This window comes from Streptomyces sp. NPDC039424 (assembly GCF_055639495.1).
The window spans coordinates 1-15,933 of record NZ_JBVKAI010000004.1 but is presented as its reverse complement, the minus strand read 5'-3'; the positions used below and the strand labels follow the sequence as shown (position 1 = coordinate 15,933).

Genomic DNA, 15,933 nt, shown 5'->3' with positions numbered 1-15,933 from the left:
ATGACGACTCCGCGCCCCACCACCGAGCTCACCGCGGACGAGGCCCGCCGCATCGTCCTGCGGGCCCAAGGCTTCCTCGGCACCCCCGACCGCCGAGCAGGCGTCCGCGGCATCCTCCGCCATCTCGGCGCGGTCCAGCTCGACACCATCTCCGTCCTCGCCCGCTCCCACGAACTCGTCCCCTACGCCCGCCTCGGCGCGGTCGGCCGCAGGACGGTCGAGGACGCGTACTGGACGGACACGCACGCCTTCGAGTACTGGTCGCACGCCGCCTGCATCCTCCCCGTCGAGGAGTGGCCCCACTTCGCCTTCCGCCGCCGCGCCTACCGCAACCGCCCGCACTGGGGCCACGAACTCCCCGACGGCGCCTACGACCAGGTCATCAAGCAGCTCCGCGCCGAAGGCCCCCTCACGGCCACCGAGTTGGGCGGCGCGAAGCGGACCAGCGAGTGGTGGGACTGGTCCGGTGCGAAGGTCGCCGTCGAGCGTGGGCTGATGTACGGCGAGGTGGTCTGCGTCGAGCGCCGCGGCTGGAAGCGGGTGTACGACCTCGCCGAACGCGCCGTCCCGGCGGCGCTGCTGCACGACGAACTGGACGACACCGAATGCCTGCGCCGCCTGGTCCGCCTGGCGGGCCAGTCCCTGGGCGTGGGCACCCGCGCGGACATCGCCGACTACCACCGCCTCAAGGGCGAGCAGGTCGAGGCGGTGATCGCGGACTCGGGCCTGGTACCGGTCACGGTCGAGGGCTGGGGCAAGCCCGCCTGGGCCGACCCGGCGGCCCTGGAAACCCCCCCGCGCGGACGCCACCGCACCACGCTGCTGTCCCCGTTCGACTCACTGGTCTGGGAGCGGGCCCGCACGGAGCGGATCTTCGGTTTCACCCACCGCCTGGAGGCCTACGTCCCCAAGCCGAAGCGGGTGTACGGCTACTTCGCCATGCCGGTCCTGGCCGGCGGCCACCTGGTCGGCCGCGTGGACCCGGCCCGCGAGGGCCGCACCCTGGTGGCCAGGCAGACCACCCTGGACGGCCCGAAGGCGGTCCCGGCCGTGGCCCAGGCCCTGGTCGAGGCGGCGAGCTGGGTGGACTGCACGGACGTACGGGTGGAACGCGTCGACGCCCCCGAACTGCGCGAGCCCCTCACCGCCGAACTCGCCCGCATACTCGGCTGAGTCAGCGGATCTCGAGGATCTTCTCCCGCATCGCGTAGACCACCGCCTCCATCCTGGAGTGCAGCTGCAGCTTCTCCAGGATGTTGCGCACGTGGTTCTTCACGGTGTTCTCGGAGATGAACAACTCCTTGGCGATATCCCGGTTGTTCATGCCGGTGGCGACCAGCTTGAGCACCTCGAGCTCCCGGTCGGTGAGCCGCGGCGCCGGCACCAGCCGGCGCTCGTCGGTGCGCTGGATCATCGACTTGAACTCGGTGAGGAGTTTCGACGCCATGGAGGGGCTGATCTGCGACTGGCCGTCGGCCACCGCGCGAATGGCGGTGGCCACCTCGTCCGTGGAAATCTCCTTGAGGAGATATCCGGTCGCGCCCGCCTTGATCGCGTCGTAGAGATCGGCCTCTTCATCACTGATCGTCAGCATGATGATCTTCGCGCTGGGGGCCACCTCCTTGATGGAGGTGCACGCCTCGATCCCGCCGCGCTTGGGCATCCGCACGTCCATCAGAACGATGTCGGGCAGCAGGTCGGCGGCCTTGTCCACGGCCTCGGCGCCGTCGCCCGCCTCTCCGACGACCTGGATGTCCTCCTCGGCGGCGAGCACGATCTCCAGACCACGGCGGAAGAGGGCGTGGTCGTCCACGACCAGGACTCTGATCGGCTCGCCGCGTGGATTACCCGCGTCCGGGCCCATACCGACGACGCCGTCGGCGGTCTCGTCCTGCATCGGTCCGAAGCTGTCCGCCATCGTTCCTCCCCCTGAAGGCTGTGGCCTGTGGTCCTGTGCCATCGCCAACCCAAGGCATCGACCCACCGGTTGGGCCGGTGCGGCCATGATTTCATGCCCGGACGACACCGCGGTGACAGAGCGGGGCGCGAACTGGTCGCACACCGATGCCCCTGGGGGCGCACACGCCCGCCAGGGGCACCGGCTCAGCTGTCAGCCGGGACGGTCAGCCGCCCAGCATGCCGCCTGCCGCCGGGGGCTGCGCCTGAGCGACCATCGGGTCCGTGCTGAGGTGAATGACGCCGTAGTCGTAGGCGTGCCGCCGGTAGACGACACTCGGTTCCTTCGTCTCTGAGTCGACGAACAGGTAGAAGTCGTGCCCGACCAGCTCCATCTCGTATAGAGCCTGGTCGAGGGTCATCGGGGAGGCGACGTGGGTCTTCTCGCGGACGATGAGGGGGCCTTCGCCCTGCACTTCCAGCGAGCCGATCTTCCTGGTCGGCACTTCGCCCGTCTCTTCCTCATGGACGGGGTGGCCGTTCCCGTTGAGGGTCGCCGCCCCCGGGACGTGGTCGGGAACCTCGGCGGCCGAGATCCGGCGCGAGCCGCGGCGCGAGAAACGCTTGTCGTGCTGCTTGCGCAGCCGGGCATCCAGCTTCTCCGCCGCCAGGTCGAGTGCCGCGTACGGATCGCTGGCCGCTGCCTCCGCCCGGATCACCGGACCGCGGGAGCGGAGCGTGATCTCCACTCGGTCACAGCGGTCGGCCTGTCGGGGGTTGGGCTCCTTGGACACCTCGACGTCGAGGCTGATCACCTTGCCATCGAGCTTCTGGATCTTCTCCAGCTTCAGCTTCTCGGCCACGTGCTTGCGGAACCGCTCGGGCACCTCGGTCTTGCGGCCCTTGACGACGATGTCCACGCAGAACTCCGTTCCCGGATCGCTCCGCTTCTTCGGCGGAGCATCTCCCTTTTGCACCCGGTTCCGGGGAGCCCCGGAACCTCGGACTCGGTGACGTCCACCTCCTCCTCCCCCGTGGGCAAGATCTCCACCCTGCCGGTGCGGGTGATTCAGGAAACCCGCAGCACGGCATTCGAATATGAGGGGTATGGCCTGCGCCTTTCCCTCACAACCGAACATATCTCGCCCGGACGGATGTCGTCACCCTCTACTGCGGCGTACCTCCGTTCAGGTGAAATAGGCCTCTCACTACCTGCAACGACGTGAGTTCGCAGTCAGTTCCGGTTTATTTCGAAGGAATCCGGCGGGGCCGCGATCACGGCCGCGCGGATCACCGTTCCTCCCGTTGATCCAGCCATCCGTTCCCCCATCCCTTCCCGGGTTGCGTGCGCGTACACGGCCGTTCTCCCGCCGTCGTACGCGACCGCCTCCCGGACGGCACGCGCCGCCTCCGTCAGGGAGGCGCCCGTCGTGATCAGGTCGTCGACGAGCACCGGCCGACCGGCCCGGAGCAGCCGGGCACCGCCCGCCGTCACCTCCAGGGCGCCCGCGAGGTTGTCCAGCCGCCGACGCGAGTCGAGCCCCGACTGGTCGGCCACGGGGCGCAGCTGTCGCAGCACCGCGGTCACCCGCGCCTGCGTCCCACCGCGCCGCAGCTCACCGGCGGCGGCCAGCGCGATCCGCCGCACCGGGTCGTGCCCCCGCGCCCGCACGGCCCACCGCGCGGAAGGCACCGGCACGAGCAGTACCGGCCCGCCGGCCCGCCCAGCGGCCGACAGTCCCGCGCGCACCGCTCCCGCCAGGGCCGCCCCGAGGGCGCCGGCGAGGGTCAGCGCGCCCCGCTCCTTGTGGGCGAGGAGAACGGCCCGCACCTCGTCGGAGTACGGAGCCGCCGCGTACACCTCCGGCAGCCCGAGCGGCTCCGGCACCGGTCGCACCCGGCGCGGTGCTGCCCCGCTCAGGGCGGCACGGCACTCAGGGCAGAGCACCGTGCGAGGCCTCCCACAGCCTCCGCACTCGGCCGGCAGCACCAGGTCGGTGAAGTCCTGCCACCACCCCCGCATGCCCACCACTGTGCCAACGCCCGGTCCGGTCGGCCACCCCTGTGGACAACTCCCTGTGGACAACCGGCCCGGCGCCGCACCTGGGCGGCGTCACCCCGGATAGACCGGCGCGGACCCCTCCTTGACCACCTTCTGCCACTGCCCCCCGGACGGCAGCCGGACGATCCCGTCCTCCGAGTACGCCACCAGCGGCAGCCGCTCGTCCTCGGACGCGGTGATCGCCCTCACCCCCGAGAGGGCGGCGGGCGCCGGCCCCTCCGGCGTGGAGCCGTCCACCTGGACGTACCGCATCTGCTGCAGGCCGCCGTGCTCCGCTCCGACCACCACGAGCCGGCTGTCCCCGGCCCAGGAGATGGCGGTGACCTCCTCCAGCTGCGGTGTCACCGAGCGCAGTTCGAGCACCGAGACGGGGTGCCCCGCGGACTTCTCGTCCCGCTCGACCCGGCCGACGAGCAGCGACTGCTTGCCGCCCTTCTCGACCACGAGCGCTATCCGCACCCCGTCGGCGGCCACCCGCACGTCCTTGATGCGTCCGGGCAGTTCGGGGGTCTGCACCATGATCGGCTCACCCCTGCCCTGCTCCAGCAGGAGCAGCCGGGGAGCGCGGGGATCGCGGTCGGCCACCCACAGATCGCCCCGGGCGTCCCAGCTGGGCCTGGTCAGCCGGTCGTCCTTGGTCGCGCCCTTGCTGGTGACCACGGGCTCTCCGAGCGAACCACCCGAGGTCAGCGCCGTGACGTACAGCGACCTGCCGTCGCTGTCGACCCCGGCGGCCGTGCGCTCGTCGCGGGAGACGGCGACCGAGCGCAGCTCCTTGCCGCTCTCGCCCAGCGCGCCCGGCACCGGGGCGGAACCGGTCCCGGTGCCGCCGCCCGCCATTCGCACCAGCCGGTGCTTGCCGTCGAGGAAGTACACGTACTCGGGGCTCTTCGCCGCCGCGTCCCAGGCGCCGTACTCGGCCCGTTCCTGGGTGAGCTCGCACAGCCTCTTGCCGCCGCCCCGCAACTCGACCGCCTCCAGCGTGGGCGTCAGGTTCCGCAGCGTGAACAGCAACTGGGTCGCCATCTCCCTGCACCGGCCCGGCCCCACCCGGGAGGCCTTGCCGTTCAGCGGCACCGTCAATATGTTCTGGTCGTTGGGCGTCAGCGACGCGGCGCCCTTCCGCAGCGCCGTACCGGTCGGGAAGCTCGACCTGACCACGGGTGACAGCCGTCTGGTGGGCCCGTTGAGCACGGAACGCACCATCTGGGCCATCGCGTCCACGCGCTTGCGCACGAAAACCGGGTCGGCGACGGCCACCGGCTGCCCGCTCGTCCCCACCGAGGTGTTCGAGGCGAAGTAGTACTTGTTGACGGACGTGTAGTTGCGCTGGAAGTCGGACTTGCCCATGACGAGGCCCGGCGGCAGCGCACTGATGCGCCACTGCCTGGTCTTGGCATCGCGCGTCAGGTGCACCTTCCTGCTGTACGGCCCGGCAGCGGGGGTGTACGCCTGCTGGGCGTCGACCGTCGCGACCCTGCTCCCGGCCAGTGTGTAGGAGAGGTTGTCCGATTCCTCACGGCCGGCCACGCGCTGGTCGGGCCCGATGTTCGGAGTGTCCGCGAGCACCGTGGTCGACCGCTCGGGCCGCCACTGCCGCGCGGCGTCGGCGGTCAGATACTTGCGCGCCGTGTCGTACTGAGGATCGTCGCTGGTCAGCGCCTCCAGGAAGCCCTGCACGATCTCCCCGGGCAGGGCGTCGTCCCCGGGCGGCATCGCGAAGACCCGCACCTGGGTGTCCTGCCGGGGGGTGGACTCCACATCGCGCAGATCCCCGCTGTCGGGCATCGAGGCACACCCAGCCAGCAGTACGACACCACACGCGGCGTACGCCACCACGCGCACCGGCCGCCGACGCACGCCCCCCTCGTGGTCAGCGCCCACGAAATGCCTCCCCTGGCTTGTTCGAGTCCTCATCGGCGTCCGAGCGGCCCGCGGTCTCCTCAGGCGCCGCGCCGACGGCGGGCCCGTCGTCCTGCCGCCGCCCGCCCCCGGCGGGCCGCGGCACCACGCGCGCGCCGTTACCGGGCAGCGCGGTCGGATCGGCGGCGGGACTCACGGTGGCCAGCCGGTGCGCGATCGGCGCACGCGGCGGCAGCGGCGACACCTGCCCGCCCGTCGGCTGCACCGGGACCGTGGCCCGCTTGCCGTCGCCGCCACGCGGCAGACCGGCGTCGTCGAGTCCCCGGTTGCGCCGCGAGTCCTTGGGCTCCAGGGGTATCGGGGAGCCGCGCAGCGGCTCGTCCGCGGTCCGCGGCAGCGTCAGACGGAACTGCGACCCGCCGCCCGGCTCACCCCAGGCCTGCAGCCAGCCGCCGTGCAGCCGCGCGTCCTCCAGGGCGATGGACAGCCCGAGCCCCGTACCGCCGGTGGTACGCGCGCGTGCCGGGTCGGCGCGCCAGAAGCGGCTGAAGACACGGGTCGCCTCGCCGGGCTTGAGCCCGACGCCGTAGTCGCGCACGGCGACCGCGACCGCGCCGCCCGCCGCGGCCAGCTTGACGATGACGTCCCTGCCCTCGCCGTGCTCCACGGCGTTGACCACGAGGTTGCGCAGCACCCGCTCCACCCGCCGGGCGTCCGCCTCGGCCACGACGGGCTGCTGGTCGCCGACGACGCGTATCCGCGTGCCCTTGCGCTCCGCGAGCGGTTCGGCGCCGCTGACCACCCGCCGTACGACCTCCCGCAGATCTATCGGCTCGGCCTCCAGCGCCGCCGCTCCCGCGTCGAACCGGCTGATCTCCAGCAGGTCCGCGAGCAGCGACTCGAACCGGTCCAGCTGGTCGGCGAGCAGCTCCGCCGACCGCGCGGTCACCGGGTCGAAGTCCACACGGGCCTCGTGGATGACGTCGGCGGCCATGCGCACGGTCGTCAGCGGAGTGCGCAGCTCGTGCGACACGTCCGACACGAACCGCCGCTGCATCCGCGACAGCTCCTCCAGCTGCTGGATCTTCAGCTGCAGGTTCTGCGCCATCTTGTTGAAGGCCTCGCCGAGCCGGGCGATGTCGTCCTCGCCGGTGACCTTCATCCGCTCCTGCAGCCTCCCGGCGGACAGCCGCTCCGCGATCCCGGCCGCCATCCGCACGGGCGTGACGACCTGGCGCACCACGAGCCACGCGATGGCCCCGAGGAGTACGACCACGAACAGCCCGGCGGTCGCCAGCGTGCCCTTGACCAGGCTCAGGGACTTCTCCTCCTGCGTGAGCGGGAAGAGGTAGTACAGCTCGTACGGGTCGCCGTGCAGGTCGTTGACCTGCTTGCCGATCACCAGCGCAGGCTGGGACTCCTTGCCGTTGCTGTAGACGATGCGGGTGTAGCTCTGGGCCGCCGTCTGGTTGCTGCTGACCCGCGCACGCAGGTCCTCCGGCACGCTGGCGGAGGCCTCGACGTACCCGGAGCCGCGCGGACTGCGTCCGCCGCCGCTCCCCTCGCCGGCCGGGAGCGTCACCACGTCGAAGGCACCTTGGCCACCGCTGGAGAGCGACTCCACGAGGTCGCTCATCCACCCGATGACGTTCTGGGACGGCCTTCCGTCCGAGGCCGAGGTCGCGTCACCGGTGTCGCTCGCGGCCTCGTCGGCCTTCTGCTTGGCCACCGCGAACCCGCCGGTGGCCTGGCTCTGCGACGCCTTCACCTTGGCGTCCAGCAGACCGTTGCGCACCTGGCCGATGACGACGAAGCCCAGCAGCAGGACGACGCCCAGCGACATCAGCAGCGTCGTGACGACGACCTTGAGCTGGATGTTGCGCCGCCACAGCCGCATCACCGGCAGCAGCGGCCTGCGCACCCAGCGCATGAACAGCCTGAGGACCGGGCTGCCCTGGACCCCGCCCTGCAGCAGACCGCCCTCGAAGAGGCGTCCCCAGCGCGAACCCGCCGCCTTCCGGCCGACAGACCGCCCCGGACGGTCCCCGGACCGGCCGGGAGCCGAAGCGGAACTGTCCCCGGACATGTCAGCTCGGTCCAGCCTTGTAACCGACACCGCGCACGGTCACCACGATCTCCGGCCGCTCCGGGTCCTTCTCGACCTTGGAGCGCAGCCGCTGCACATGCACGTTGACCAGCCGCGTGTCCGCCGCGTGCCGGTAACCCCACACCTGCTCCAGCAGCACCTCACGGGTGAACACCTGCCAGGGCTTGCGCGCGAGGGCCACCAGCAGATCGAACTCCAGCGGCGTCAGCGCGATCGACTGCCCGTCCCGCTTCACGGAATGACCGGCCACGTCGATGACGAGGTCACCGATGGCGAGCTGCTCCGGCGCGGGCTCCTCCGACCTCCGCAGCCGCGCCCGGATACGGGCGACCAGCTCCTTCGGCTTGAAGGGCTTCACGATGTAGTCGTCGGCGCCCGATTCCAGGCCCACGACGACGTCGACGGTGTCGCTCTTCGCCGTGAGCATCACGATCGGCACCCCGGACTCCGCCCTGATCAGGCGGCACACCTCGATGCCGTCCCGTCCGGGCAGCATCAGATCGAGCAGCACCAGATCGGGCTTGGACTCCCGAAACGCGGCCAGCGCCTTGTCGCCGTCGGCTACGAAAGACGGCTCAAAACCTTCACCACGCAGCACGATGCCGAGCATCTCGGCCAGTGCGGTGTCGTCGTCGACGACGAGGACTCGTCCCTTCATAAACGACATCATCCCATTCTCGTAACAGTGACCGGGCCGCTGGTGAGAAGGGTCACTGGCCTGTGACGATAGTCGTACGGGGCCGTCACTGTCTGCCCGCGTCCCCAGGGGCCCGGCGATCGCGCACCGGGGCGCACGTCACCGGGCCGGGGACTGGCCTCGTCGTCACCTCAGCCGATGGCCACTCCGGGGGATCCGGCGCACAGCTCCGCGAGGGCCTCGGCCGTCACCGGCGAGACGGCGCCCGCCTCGGTGACGATCGCCGTCACCAGCTCGGGCGGCGTCACGTCGAACGCCGGGTTGTACGCCTGGGTACCCAACGGAGCCACCGGGATGCCGCCACCGGCGCCCGTCACCGGCATCTGCGGTGCGGCGACCTCGGTCACCTCGAAGCCGGGGCGCTGCTCGACCTCTATGGAGGCCCCGTCCGGCGTCTGCGGATCGACCGTCGTCCCCGGCGCCACCACTATGAACGGCACATGGTGGTAGCGGGCCAGCACCGCGAGCGGATAGCTCCCGACCTTGTTCGCCACCGAACCGTCGGCCGCGATGCGGTCCGCCCCGATCAGCACCGCGTCCACCTCCCCGGCCGCGAACAGCGAACCCGCCGCGTTGTCGGTCAACAGGGTGTACGCCATGCCGCTGCGGGCCGCCTCGTACGCCGTCAGCCGCGCCCCCTGCAGCAGCGGCCGCGTCTCGTCCACCCACAGGCGCCGCAGCCGCCCGGCCCGGTGCGCGGCGAGCGCCACCGCGAACGCCGTGCCCTCACCGCCCGACACCAGCGACCCGGTGTTGCAGTGGGTGAGGATCCGGTGCCCGCCGCCGGGCAGCAGCTCGTCCAGCAGCGCCAGCCCGTGCTCGGCCATGCGGGTGCTGGCCTCGGCGTCTTCCCGGTGCAGCGCCCGCGCCGCGGCCAGCGCCGCCGCGGCCCCCTGCTGGGCGTCTCCTCCCTTGGCGAGCGCGGCGCGGTAGGCGGACCTCGCCCTGCGCACGCCGACGGACAGGTTCACCGCGGTGGGCCGGGCGCCCTCCAGCGCCCCGGCGGCCTCGTCCACGTCGAAGCCCCGCGCGGCGGCGAGCGCGACACCGTACGCCCCCGCGATACCGAGCAGCGGTGCCCCGCGCACGGCGAGCGAACGGATCGCCTCGACCAGGGCCGGCGCGTCCGTGCACACCAGCTCGACCTCCTCGGTCGGCAGCCTCGTCTGGTCGAGAAGGACCAGTACGGGGCCTTCGGGTGGCTCCTCCCATCGGATCGCCGGTTTCTCGGTCGGCCGTTTGTCCTCACGGGTTTGCGCGTACTGATCAGCCATGGGCTCAGTCTTCCCCGTATCCGGCGGACAATTGAAGGTACGCAGCCCATACCGCGGCCGATCCCCCGAAGACCGCCCCATGGCACGATGGCTGCCAACCTGCCGCCGCGACCGCGGACGGGCACCGTGAAGGAGTTTCGATGAAAGACACTCCGGGCTGGGCCTCGCCCGGATCCGTCCCGTCCGACGGGCAGGAACCCGGCGAGTCCGGACCTGCCGAGCCCGCCGACCGGCCAGGCCCCGAACAGCCCGCCAGCCAGCCGGGCGCGGGCCCGCAGGACCCCGGCTCGCAGTGGTCCAAGGAGCAGCCGCCACCCGGCCAGTGGTCCGCGCCCACCGGCACTCCCCGCCCGGGCCCGCCGCCCCCGCCCCCCGGCCCGGGCTGGGGCGGACAGCACCCCGGCGGCGGGTACGGAGGTCCGGGCGGCCACGGAGGCCCCGGCGGATACGGCCCTCCCCCCGGCGGCTACGGCGCCTGGGGCGGCGGCTGGGGCGGCCCCCCGCCCGCGGCCAAGCCCGGCGTGATCCCGCTGCGCCCGCTCGGCGTGGGCGAGATCCTCGACGGCGCCGTCTCCACGATGCGCACCTACTGGCGCACCGTCCTCGGCATCTCGCTGACCGTCGCGGTGCTCACCGAGATCGTCGTCGTCCTCCTCCAGGGCCTCGTACTCAACGACAGCACCAACACCGCGGCCCTCGACGACCCGAGCGCCAGCCTCGACGAAGTGACCCGCGCCATGGGCGACGTCATGCTCAGCTCCGGCGCCGTCGTCCTGATCTCCCTGCTCGGCACGATCGTCGCGACCGCTCTGCTCACCGCCGTGACCAGCCGCGCCGTACTCGGCAAATCGGTGACCACCGGTGAGGCCTGGGCTGACGCCCGTCCGCGGATCCCGAAGCTGTTCGGACTCATCTTCCTGCTGCTGCTCATCGCCTTCGGCACCGCGCTCGTCGGCGCACTGCCCGGAATCATCGTCGCGATCACAGGCGGGACCGACGTCGGTGCCGCGCTCGCCGCCCTCGGCCTCCTCGGGGCCGGCGTCGTCGCGCTGTGGCTCATGGTCCGCTTCTCCCTCGCCTCGCCGGCGCTGATGCTGGAGAAACAGGGCATCGTGAAGTCGATGAGCCGCTCCGCGAAGCTGGTGCGCGGCTCCTGGTGGCGGGTCTTCGGCATCCAGCTGCTCGCCGCGATCATCGCGAACATCGTCGCCTCGATCGTCGCCATCCCCTTCGCCGTGATCGCCGCCGCGGTCAGCGGCAACAGCCTCTCCGACTTCCTCAACGGCACCGGTAGCGACCTCGGCTGGTCGTTCCTCATCATCAGCGGCATCGGCTCGGTGATCGGTTCCATGATCACGTTCCCGATCACCGCGGGCGTCACCGTGCTCCTGTACATCGACCAGCGCATCCGCCGCGAGGCACTCGACCTCGAACTGGCCCGCGCCGCCGGCGTCCAGGGCTACGGCACCGGTCAGACCCCGGGGAGCTGATGCGGTGAGCCTGACGGGGGTGGTCCTCGCCTCACTGGCGCGCTCCGGCGACGAGCCGCCGGTGACGATCTCACGTGACCCCGCGCGAGAGGCGGCACGGCGCGAGCTGTCCAAGCGGATGTACCACGAGAACGACCCCGGCCTGCTCGAACGCGCCCTCAACGCCTTCTGGGACTGGGTCGACCGGGTACTCAGCGCCGCGTCGACGGTGGCACCCGGAGGGACGCTCGGCCTGGCCGTCGTGGTCCTGGCCGTCGTCGCCGTCCTGGCCGCGCTGTGGTGGCGCCTGGGCACGCCCCGCCGCCGGCCCACCTCCACGGCCGCCCTGTTCGACGACCGCCCCCGCAGCGCCGCCGAGCACCGCGCGGCCGCCGAGGCACACGCCGCCCAGGGCCACTGGAACCAGGCCGTCCAGGAACGGATGCGCGCCATCGTCCGCGCACTCGAGGAACGAGCCCTGCTCGACGTCCGCCCCGGCCGCACCGCCGACGAGGCCGCCGCCGAAGCCGGCCGCGCACTGCCCTCGCACACCGACGGACTGCGCACCGCGGCCCGCGAGTTCGACGACGTGACATACGGCGGACGCAGGGCGAGCGAGCAGTCGTACCACCGCATCGCAGAACTCGACCGCGACCTGGACCGCACCAGCCCGGTCCTGGCGAGCAGCACCGACAACACCGGCCAGGGGGCGGCCGGATGACCGCAGGGGCCACGCTCCCGTCCACCTCGGCCTCGCTCACCGCCCGCCAGATGTGGACTCGCGCGCGAGGCATCGTCGTCGCCCTCGTGCTGCTCCTCGCGGGCGCCGTCGCGATCGCCGTCGTCCGCTCCGACGCCAGACACGGCGAGCTCGACCCGCGCTCCGCCGACCCCTATGGCAGCCGCGCGGTCGCCGCGCTCCTCTCCGAACGGGGCGTCTCCACGCGCGTCGTCACCACCCTGGACGAGGCCCGTGCCGCCGCTAACCCGGACACCACGCTCCTGGTCGCCGTCCCCGACCTGCTGACCCACCGACAGCAGACGGAACTGCACTCCACCACCGCCCACTCCGGCGGCCGGACCGTCCTCGTCGCCGCAGGCAGTTGGTCCGTCGAACGACTCGCACCCGGCGTCACCGCGGACCCCGCGACCAGCTTCGGTTCGACCCTCGCCCCCGACTGCGACCTGCCCGCCGCCCGGCGCGCGGGCACCGCCGACACGGGCGGCATCCGCTACACCACCACCCACCTCGACGCGGACTCCTGCTACCCCAGCGAGCGCCTGGCGACTCTCGTCCGCGTGCCCGCGGCATCCGGTGGCGGCGACACCGTCGTCCTGGGCGCGCCCGACATCCTCTACAACGACCGTCTCGACGAACAGGGCAACGCCTCGCTCGCCCTTCAACTCCTCGGCTCGCGCCCCCATTTGGTCTGGTACCTCCCCTCGCTCTCCGACACCTCGGCCACCGACACGGGCGACCAGAAGGGCTTCTTCGACCTGCTCCCCTCGGGCTGGCTGTGGGGCACGCTGCAGCTCTTCATCGCCGCGGCGCTCGCCGCCCTCTGGCGGGCACGCCGGCTCGGCCCCCTCGTGCCCGAACGACTCCCCGTCGCGATCCGCGCCTCCGAAACCGTCGAAGGCCGCGCCCGCCTCTACCGCAAGGCCAATGCCCGCGACCGCGCGGCCGCCGCCCTGCGCTCCACCACCCGCACTCGCCTGGCCCCCCTCGTCGGCGTTCCCGTCGCCCAGGCGCACACGCCCGAGGCCCTGTTGCCCGCGCTCTCCGCCCACCTCCACGGCGACGGACAGTCCCTGCACTCCCTCCTGTTCGGCCCGCCGCCCCGCGACGACGCAGCCCTCATCGCACTCTCCGACCAACTCGACGCCCTCGAAAGAGAGGTACGCCGTTCATGACGGACCCGACCACTGACAACGCCGGGTACTCCGGGGATCCGGGCACCGCCCGGGCTTCCCTGGAAGCCCTGCGCGCCGAGATCGCCAAAGCCGTGGTCGGCCAGGACCCCGCCGTGACCGGTCTCGTCGTCGCCCTCCTCTGCCGCGGACACGTACTACTAGAAGGAGTCCCCGGAGTCGCCAAAACGTTGCTCGTCCGCACCCTCGCCTCCGCACTCGAACTGGACACGAAGCGCGTCCAGTTCACCCCGGACCTCATGCCGAGCGACGTCACCGGCTCCCTCGTCTACGACACCCGCACCGCCGAGTTCTCCTTCCAGCCCGGGCCGGTCTTCACCAACCTGCTGCTCGCCGACGAGATCAACCGCACGCCCCCGAAGACCCAGTCGTCCCTCCTCGAGGCCATGGAGGAACGCCAGGTCACCGTCGACGGCACGCCCCGCCCGCTCCCGGAGCCGTTCCTGGTCGCCGCGACCCAGAACCCGGTGGAGTACGAAGGCACGTACCCTCTCCCCGAGGCCCAACTCGACCGGTTTCTCCTCAAACTGACGATCCCTCTGCCCTCCCGTGAGGACGAGATCAACGTCCTCACTCGTCATGCCGAGGGCTTCAACCCGCGCGACCTGCGCGCCGCCGGAGTACGCCCCGTCGCGGGCCGTGCGGACCTGGAAGCCGCTCGCGCCGACGTCGCCAAGACCACGGTCTCCGCGGAGATCACCGCCTACGTCGTCGACATCTGCCGCGCCACGCGCGACTCCCCGTCCCTGACCCTCGGTGTCTCCCCCCGCGGTGCCACCGCGCTGCTGGCCACCGCCCGCGCGTGGGCATGGCTGACCGGCCGCGACTACGTCATCCCCGACGACGTGAAGGCCCTGGCCCTGCCCACCCTCCGGCACCGCGTGCAGCTGCGCCCGGAGGCCGAGATGGAGGGCGTGACGGCCGACTCCGTCATCAACGCGATCCTCGCTCACGTCCCGGTTCCCCGCTGATGGCCCTCACCGGACGCGCCGCCCTCCTCGCGGCCCTCGGTTCGATCCCCGTCGGCATCTGGGAACCCGGCTGGACGGGCATCCTCGCGGTCAACGCACCGCTCGCCCTGGCATGCGCATGCGACTACGCCCTCGCGGCACCCGTACGACGCCTCGTCCTGACCCGCTCCGGTGACACCTCCGTGCGCCTGGGCGAGGCCGCCGAGGTCACGCTGACCGTCACCAATCCGTCCCGGCGCCCGCTACGGGCCCGGCTGAGGGACGCCTGGCCGCCCAGCAGCTGGGAGCCCGGCACAGAGTTCGAGGCCTCCAGGCACCGTCTCGTGGTGCCGGCGGGCGAGCGCCGACGCGTGACGACCGGGCTGAAGCCCACCCGCCGCGGCGACCGTCAGGCCGACCGCGTGACCATCCGCTCGTACGGCCCCCTGGGCCTGTTCGCCCGCCAGGGCACACACCGGGTTCCTTGGACAGTACGGGTTCTGCCCCCGTTCACCAGCCGCAAGCACCTTCCGTCGAAACTCGCTCGCCTGCGTGAGCTCGACGGCCGCACCAGCGTGCTGACCCGCGGCGAAGGCACCGAATTCGACAGCCTGCGCGAGTACGTTCCCGGCGACGACACCCGTTCCATCGACTGGCGCGCAACGGCCCGCCAGTCCACGGTCGCCGTACGCACCTGGCGCCCGGAACGCGACCGCCACATCCTCCTGGTCCTCGACACCGGCCGCACTTCGGCGGGACGCGTCGGCGACGCACCTCGCCTGGACGCCTCCATGGACGCCGCACTGCTCCTCGCGGCCCTCGCATCCCGCGCCGGCGACCGCGTGGACCTGCTCGCATACGACCGCCGCATCCGCGCCCTGGTCCAGGGCCGCGCGGCAGGCGACGTGCTCCCATCCGTGGTCGGCGCGCTGGCGACACTCGAACCGGAGCTCGTCGAGACCGATGCCCGTGGACTCACTGCCACGGCCTTGCGGACGGCCCCGCGCCGATCTCTGATCGTCCTGCTCACCACGCTCGACGCGGCACCGGTCGAGCAGGGCCTGCTCCCCGTCCTCGCGCAGCTCACCCAGCGCCACACCGTCCTGCTGGCATCAGTGGCCGACCCGCACGTTGCACGGATGGCGGCGGCACGGGGAAGCACCGAGGCGGTGTACGACGCTGCGGCAGCGGCCCAGGCTCAGGCCGAACGTCACCGCACCGCCGAGCAACTCCGCCGCCACGGTGTGACGGTGGTCGATGCCACGCCGGATGAACTGGCTCCGACATTGGCGGATGCGTATTTGGCTCTCAAGGCGGCAGGGCGGCTCTGACAGCCGGGCCCTGCCGGGCCTGAAACGCAGAAAACCCCCGTATCTTTCGATACGGGGGTTCTCTCAAAAATTGTTCGGCGGCGTCCTACTCTCCCACAGGGTCCCCCCTGCAGTACCATCGGCGCTGTGAGGCTTAGCTTCCGGGTTCGGAATGTAACCGGGCGTTTCCCTCACGCAATGACCACCGAAACACTATGAAACAAACAACCGGCAACGGTCGTTGTCTCAGAACTAACACAGTGGACGCGAGCAACTGAGGACAAGCCCTCGGCCTATTAGTACCGGTCACCTCCACCAGTTACCTGGCTTCCAGATCCGGCCTATCAACCCAGTCGTCTACTGGGAGCCTTAC

The 15,933-nt window shown here is 71.7% G+C and carries 13 protein-coding genes and 2 rRNA genes; 6 read left to right on the top strand and 9 right to left on the bottom strand.

The features are described from left to right. Nucleotides 1–1,173 carry a winged helix-turn-helix domain-containing protein gene (locus ACZ7L0_RS11420; RefSeq protein WP_471242223.1) on the top strand — a complete coding sequence of 391 codons (1,173 nt, stop codon included), beginning with the start codon at nt 1–3 and terminating at the stop codon, nt 1,171–1,173. Nucleotide 1,174: 1 nt separating this feature from the next. On the opposite strand, the gene ACZ7L0_RS11415 is transcribed toward ACZ7L0_RS11420, so the two are convergent. From ACZ7L0_RS11415 to mtnA, 7 genes are all read right to left on the bottom strand, one after another. After that, nucleotides 1,175–1,918, bottom strand: a complete 744-nt coding sequence (locus tag ACZ7L0_RS11415; protein ID WP_471242222.1) for a response regulator — start codon at nt 1,916–1,918, stop codon at nt 1,175–1,177. Between the two features lie 205 nt (nt 1,919–2,123). Beyond that, nucleotides 2,124–2,816, bottom strand: coding sequence for a ribosome hibernation-promoting factor, HPF/YfiA family (gene hpf, locus ACZ7L0_RS11410; protein ID WP_471242221.1), 693 nt, complete (start codon nt 2,814–2,816; stop codon nt 2,124–2,126). A gap of 314 nt (nt 2,817–3,130) precedes the next feature. Beyond that, a complete protein-coding gene (locus tag ACZ7L0_RS11405; RefSeq protein WP_471242220.1) occupies nt 3,131–3,919 on the bottom strand; it encodes a ComF family protein in 789 nt (262 codons plus the stop codon). A 90-nt stretch (nt 3,920–4,009) separates the two neighbouring features. After that, on the bottom strand, nt 4,010–5,842 hold the full coding sequence (locus ACZ7L0_RS11400) for an LpqB family beta-propeller domain-containing protein (protein ID WP_471242219.1): 1,833 nt from the start codon (nt 5,840–5,842) through the stop codon (nt 4,010–4,012). Continuing rightward, on the bottom strand, nt 5,832–7,907 hold the full coding sequence (gene mtrB / locus ACZ7L0_RS11395; protein ID WP_471242218.1) for an MtrAB system histidine kinase MtrB: 2,076 nt from the start codon (nt 7,905–7,907) through the stop codon (nt 5,832–5,834). Before mtrB ends, ACZ7L0_RS11400 begins: the two co-directional genes overlap by 11 nt. A gap of 1 nt (nt 7,908) precedes the next feature. Continuing rightward, complete coding sequence (mtrA, locus tag ACZ7L0_RS11390; protein WP_187284748.1) at nt 7,909–8,598, bottom strand: two-component system response regulator MtrA; 690 nt, start codon at nt 8,596–8,598, stop codon at nt 7,909–7,911. A gap of 158 nt (nt 8,599–8,756) precedes the next feature. Beyond that, on the bottom strand, nt 8,757–9,899 hold the full coding sequence (gene mtnA, locus ACZ7L0_RS11385; protein ID WP_471242217.1) for an S-methyl-5-thioribose-1-phosphate isomerase: 1,143 nt from the start codon (nt 9,897–9,899) through the stop codon (nt 8,757–8,759). A gap of 140 nt (nt 9,900–10,039) precedes the next feature. Here mtnA and ACZ7L0_RS11380 point away from each other — a divergent pair, with 140 nt between their 5' ends. From ACZ7L0_RS11380 to ACZ7L0_RS11360, 5 genes are read left to right on the top strand one after another with little or no spacing between them, the layout of a single operon-like run. Further along, nucleotides 10,040–11,389, top strand: a complete 1,350-nt coding sequence (locus ACZ7L0_RS11380; RefSeq protein ID WP_471242216.1) for a DUF7847 domain-containing protein — start codon at nt 10,040–10,042, stop codon at nt 11,387–11,389. Nucleotides 11,390–11,393: 4 nt separating this feature from the next. After that, complete coding sequence (locus tag ACZ7L0_RS11375; RefSeq protein WP_471242215.1) at nt 11,394–12,089, top strand: DUF4129 domain-containing protein; 696 nt, start codon at nt 11,394–11,396, stop codon at nt 12,087–12,089. Further along, nucleotides 12,086–13,282, top strand: a complete 1,197-nt coding sequence (locus tag ACZ7L0_RS11370) for a DUF4350 domain-containing protein (RefSeq protein WP_471242214.1) — start codon at nt 12,086–12,088, stop codon at nt 13,280–13,282. The genes ACZ7L0_RS11375 and ACZ7L0_RS11370 overlap by 4 nt, the downstream gene beginning before the upstream one ends. After that, nucleotides 13,279–14,271 carry an AAA family ATPase gene (locus ACZ7L0_RS11365; RefSeq protein WP_471242213.1) on the top strand — a complete coding sequence of 331 codons (993 nt, stop codon included), beginning with the start codon at nt 13,279–13,281 and terminating at the stop codon, nt 14,269–14,271. The genes ACZ7L0_RS11370 and ACZ7L0_RS11365 overlap by 4 nt, the downstream gene beginning before the upstream one ends. Further along, nucleotides 14,271–15,581 carry a DUF58 domain-containing protein gene (locus ACZ7L0_RS11360; RefSeq protein WP_471242212.1) on the top strand — a complete coding sequence of 437 codons (1,311 nt, stop codon included), beginning with the start codon at nt 14,271–14,273 and terminating at the stop codon, nt 15,579–15,581. Before ACZ7L0_RS11365 ends, ACZ7L0_RS11360 begins: the two co-directional genes overlap by 1 nt. Before the next feature lie 72 nt (nt 15,582–15,653). On the opposite strand, the gene rrf is transcribed toward ACZ7L0_RS11360, so the two are convergent. Both rrf and ACZ7L0_RS11350 read right to left on the bottom strand, forming a co-directional pair. After that, a 5S ribosomal RNA gene (gene rrf / locus ACZ7L0_RS11355) occupies nt 15,654–15,770 on the bottom strand. A gap of 66 nt (nt 15,771–15,836) precedes the next feature. Continuing rightward, nucleotides 15,837–15,933, bottom strand: a 23S ribosomal RNA gene (locus ACZ7L0_RS11350); the annotation flags it as partial.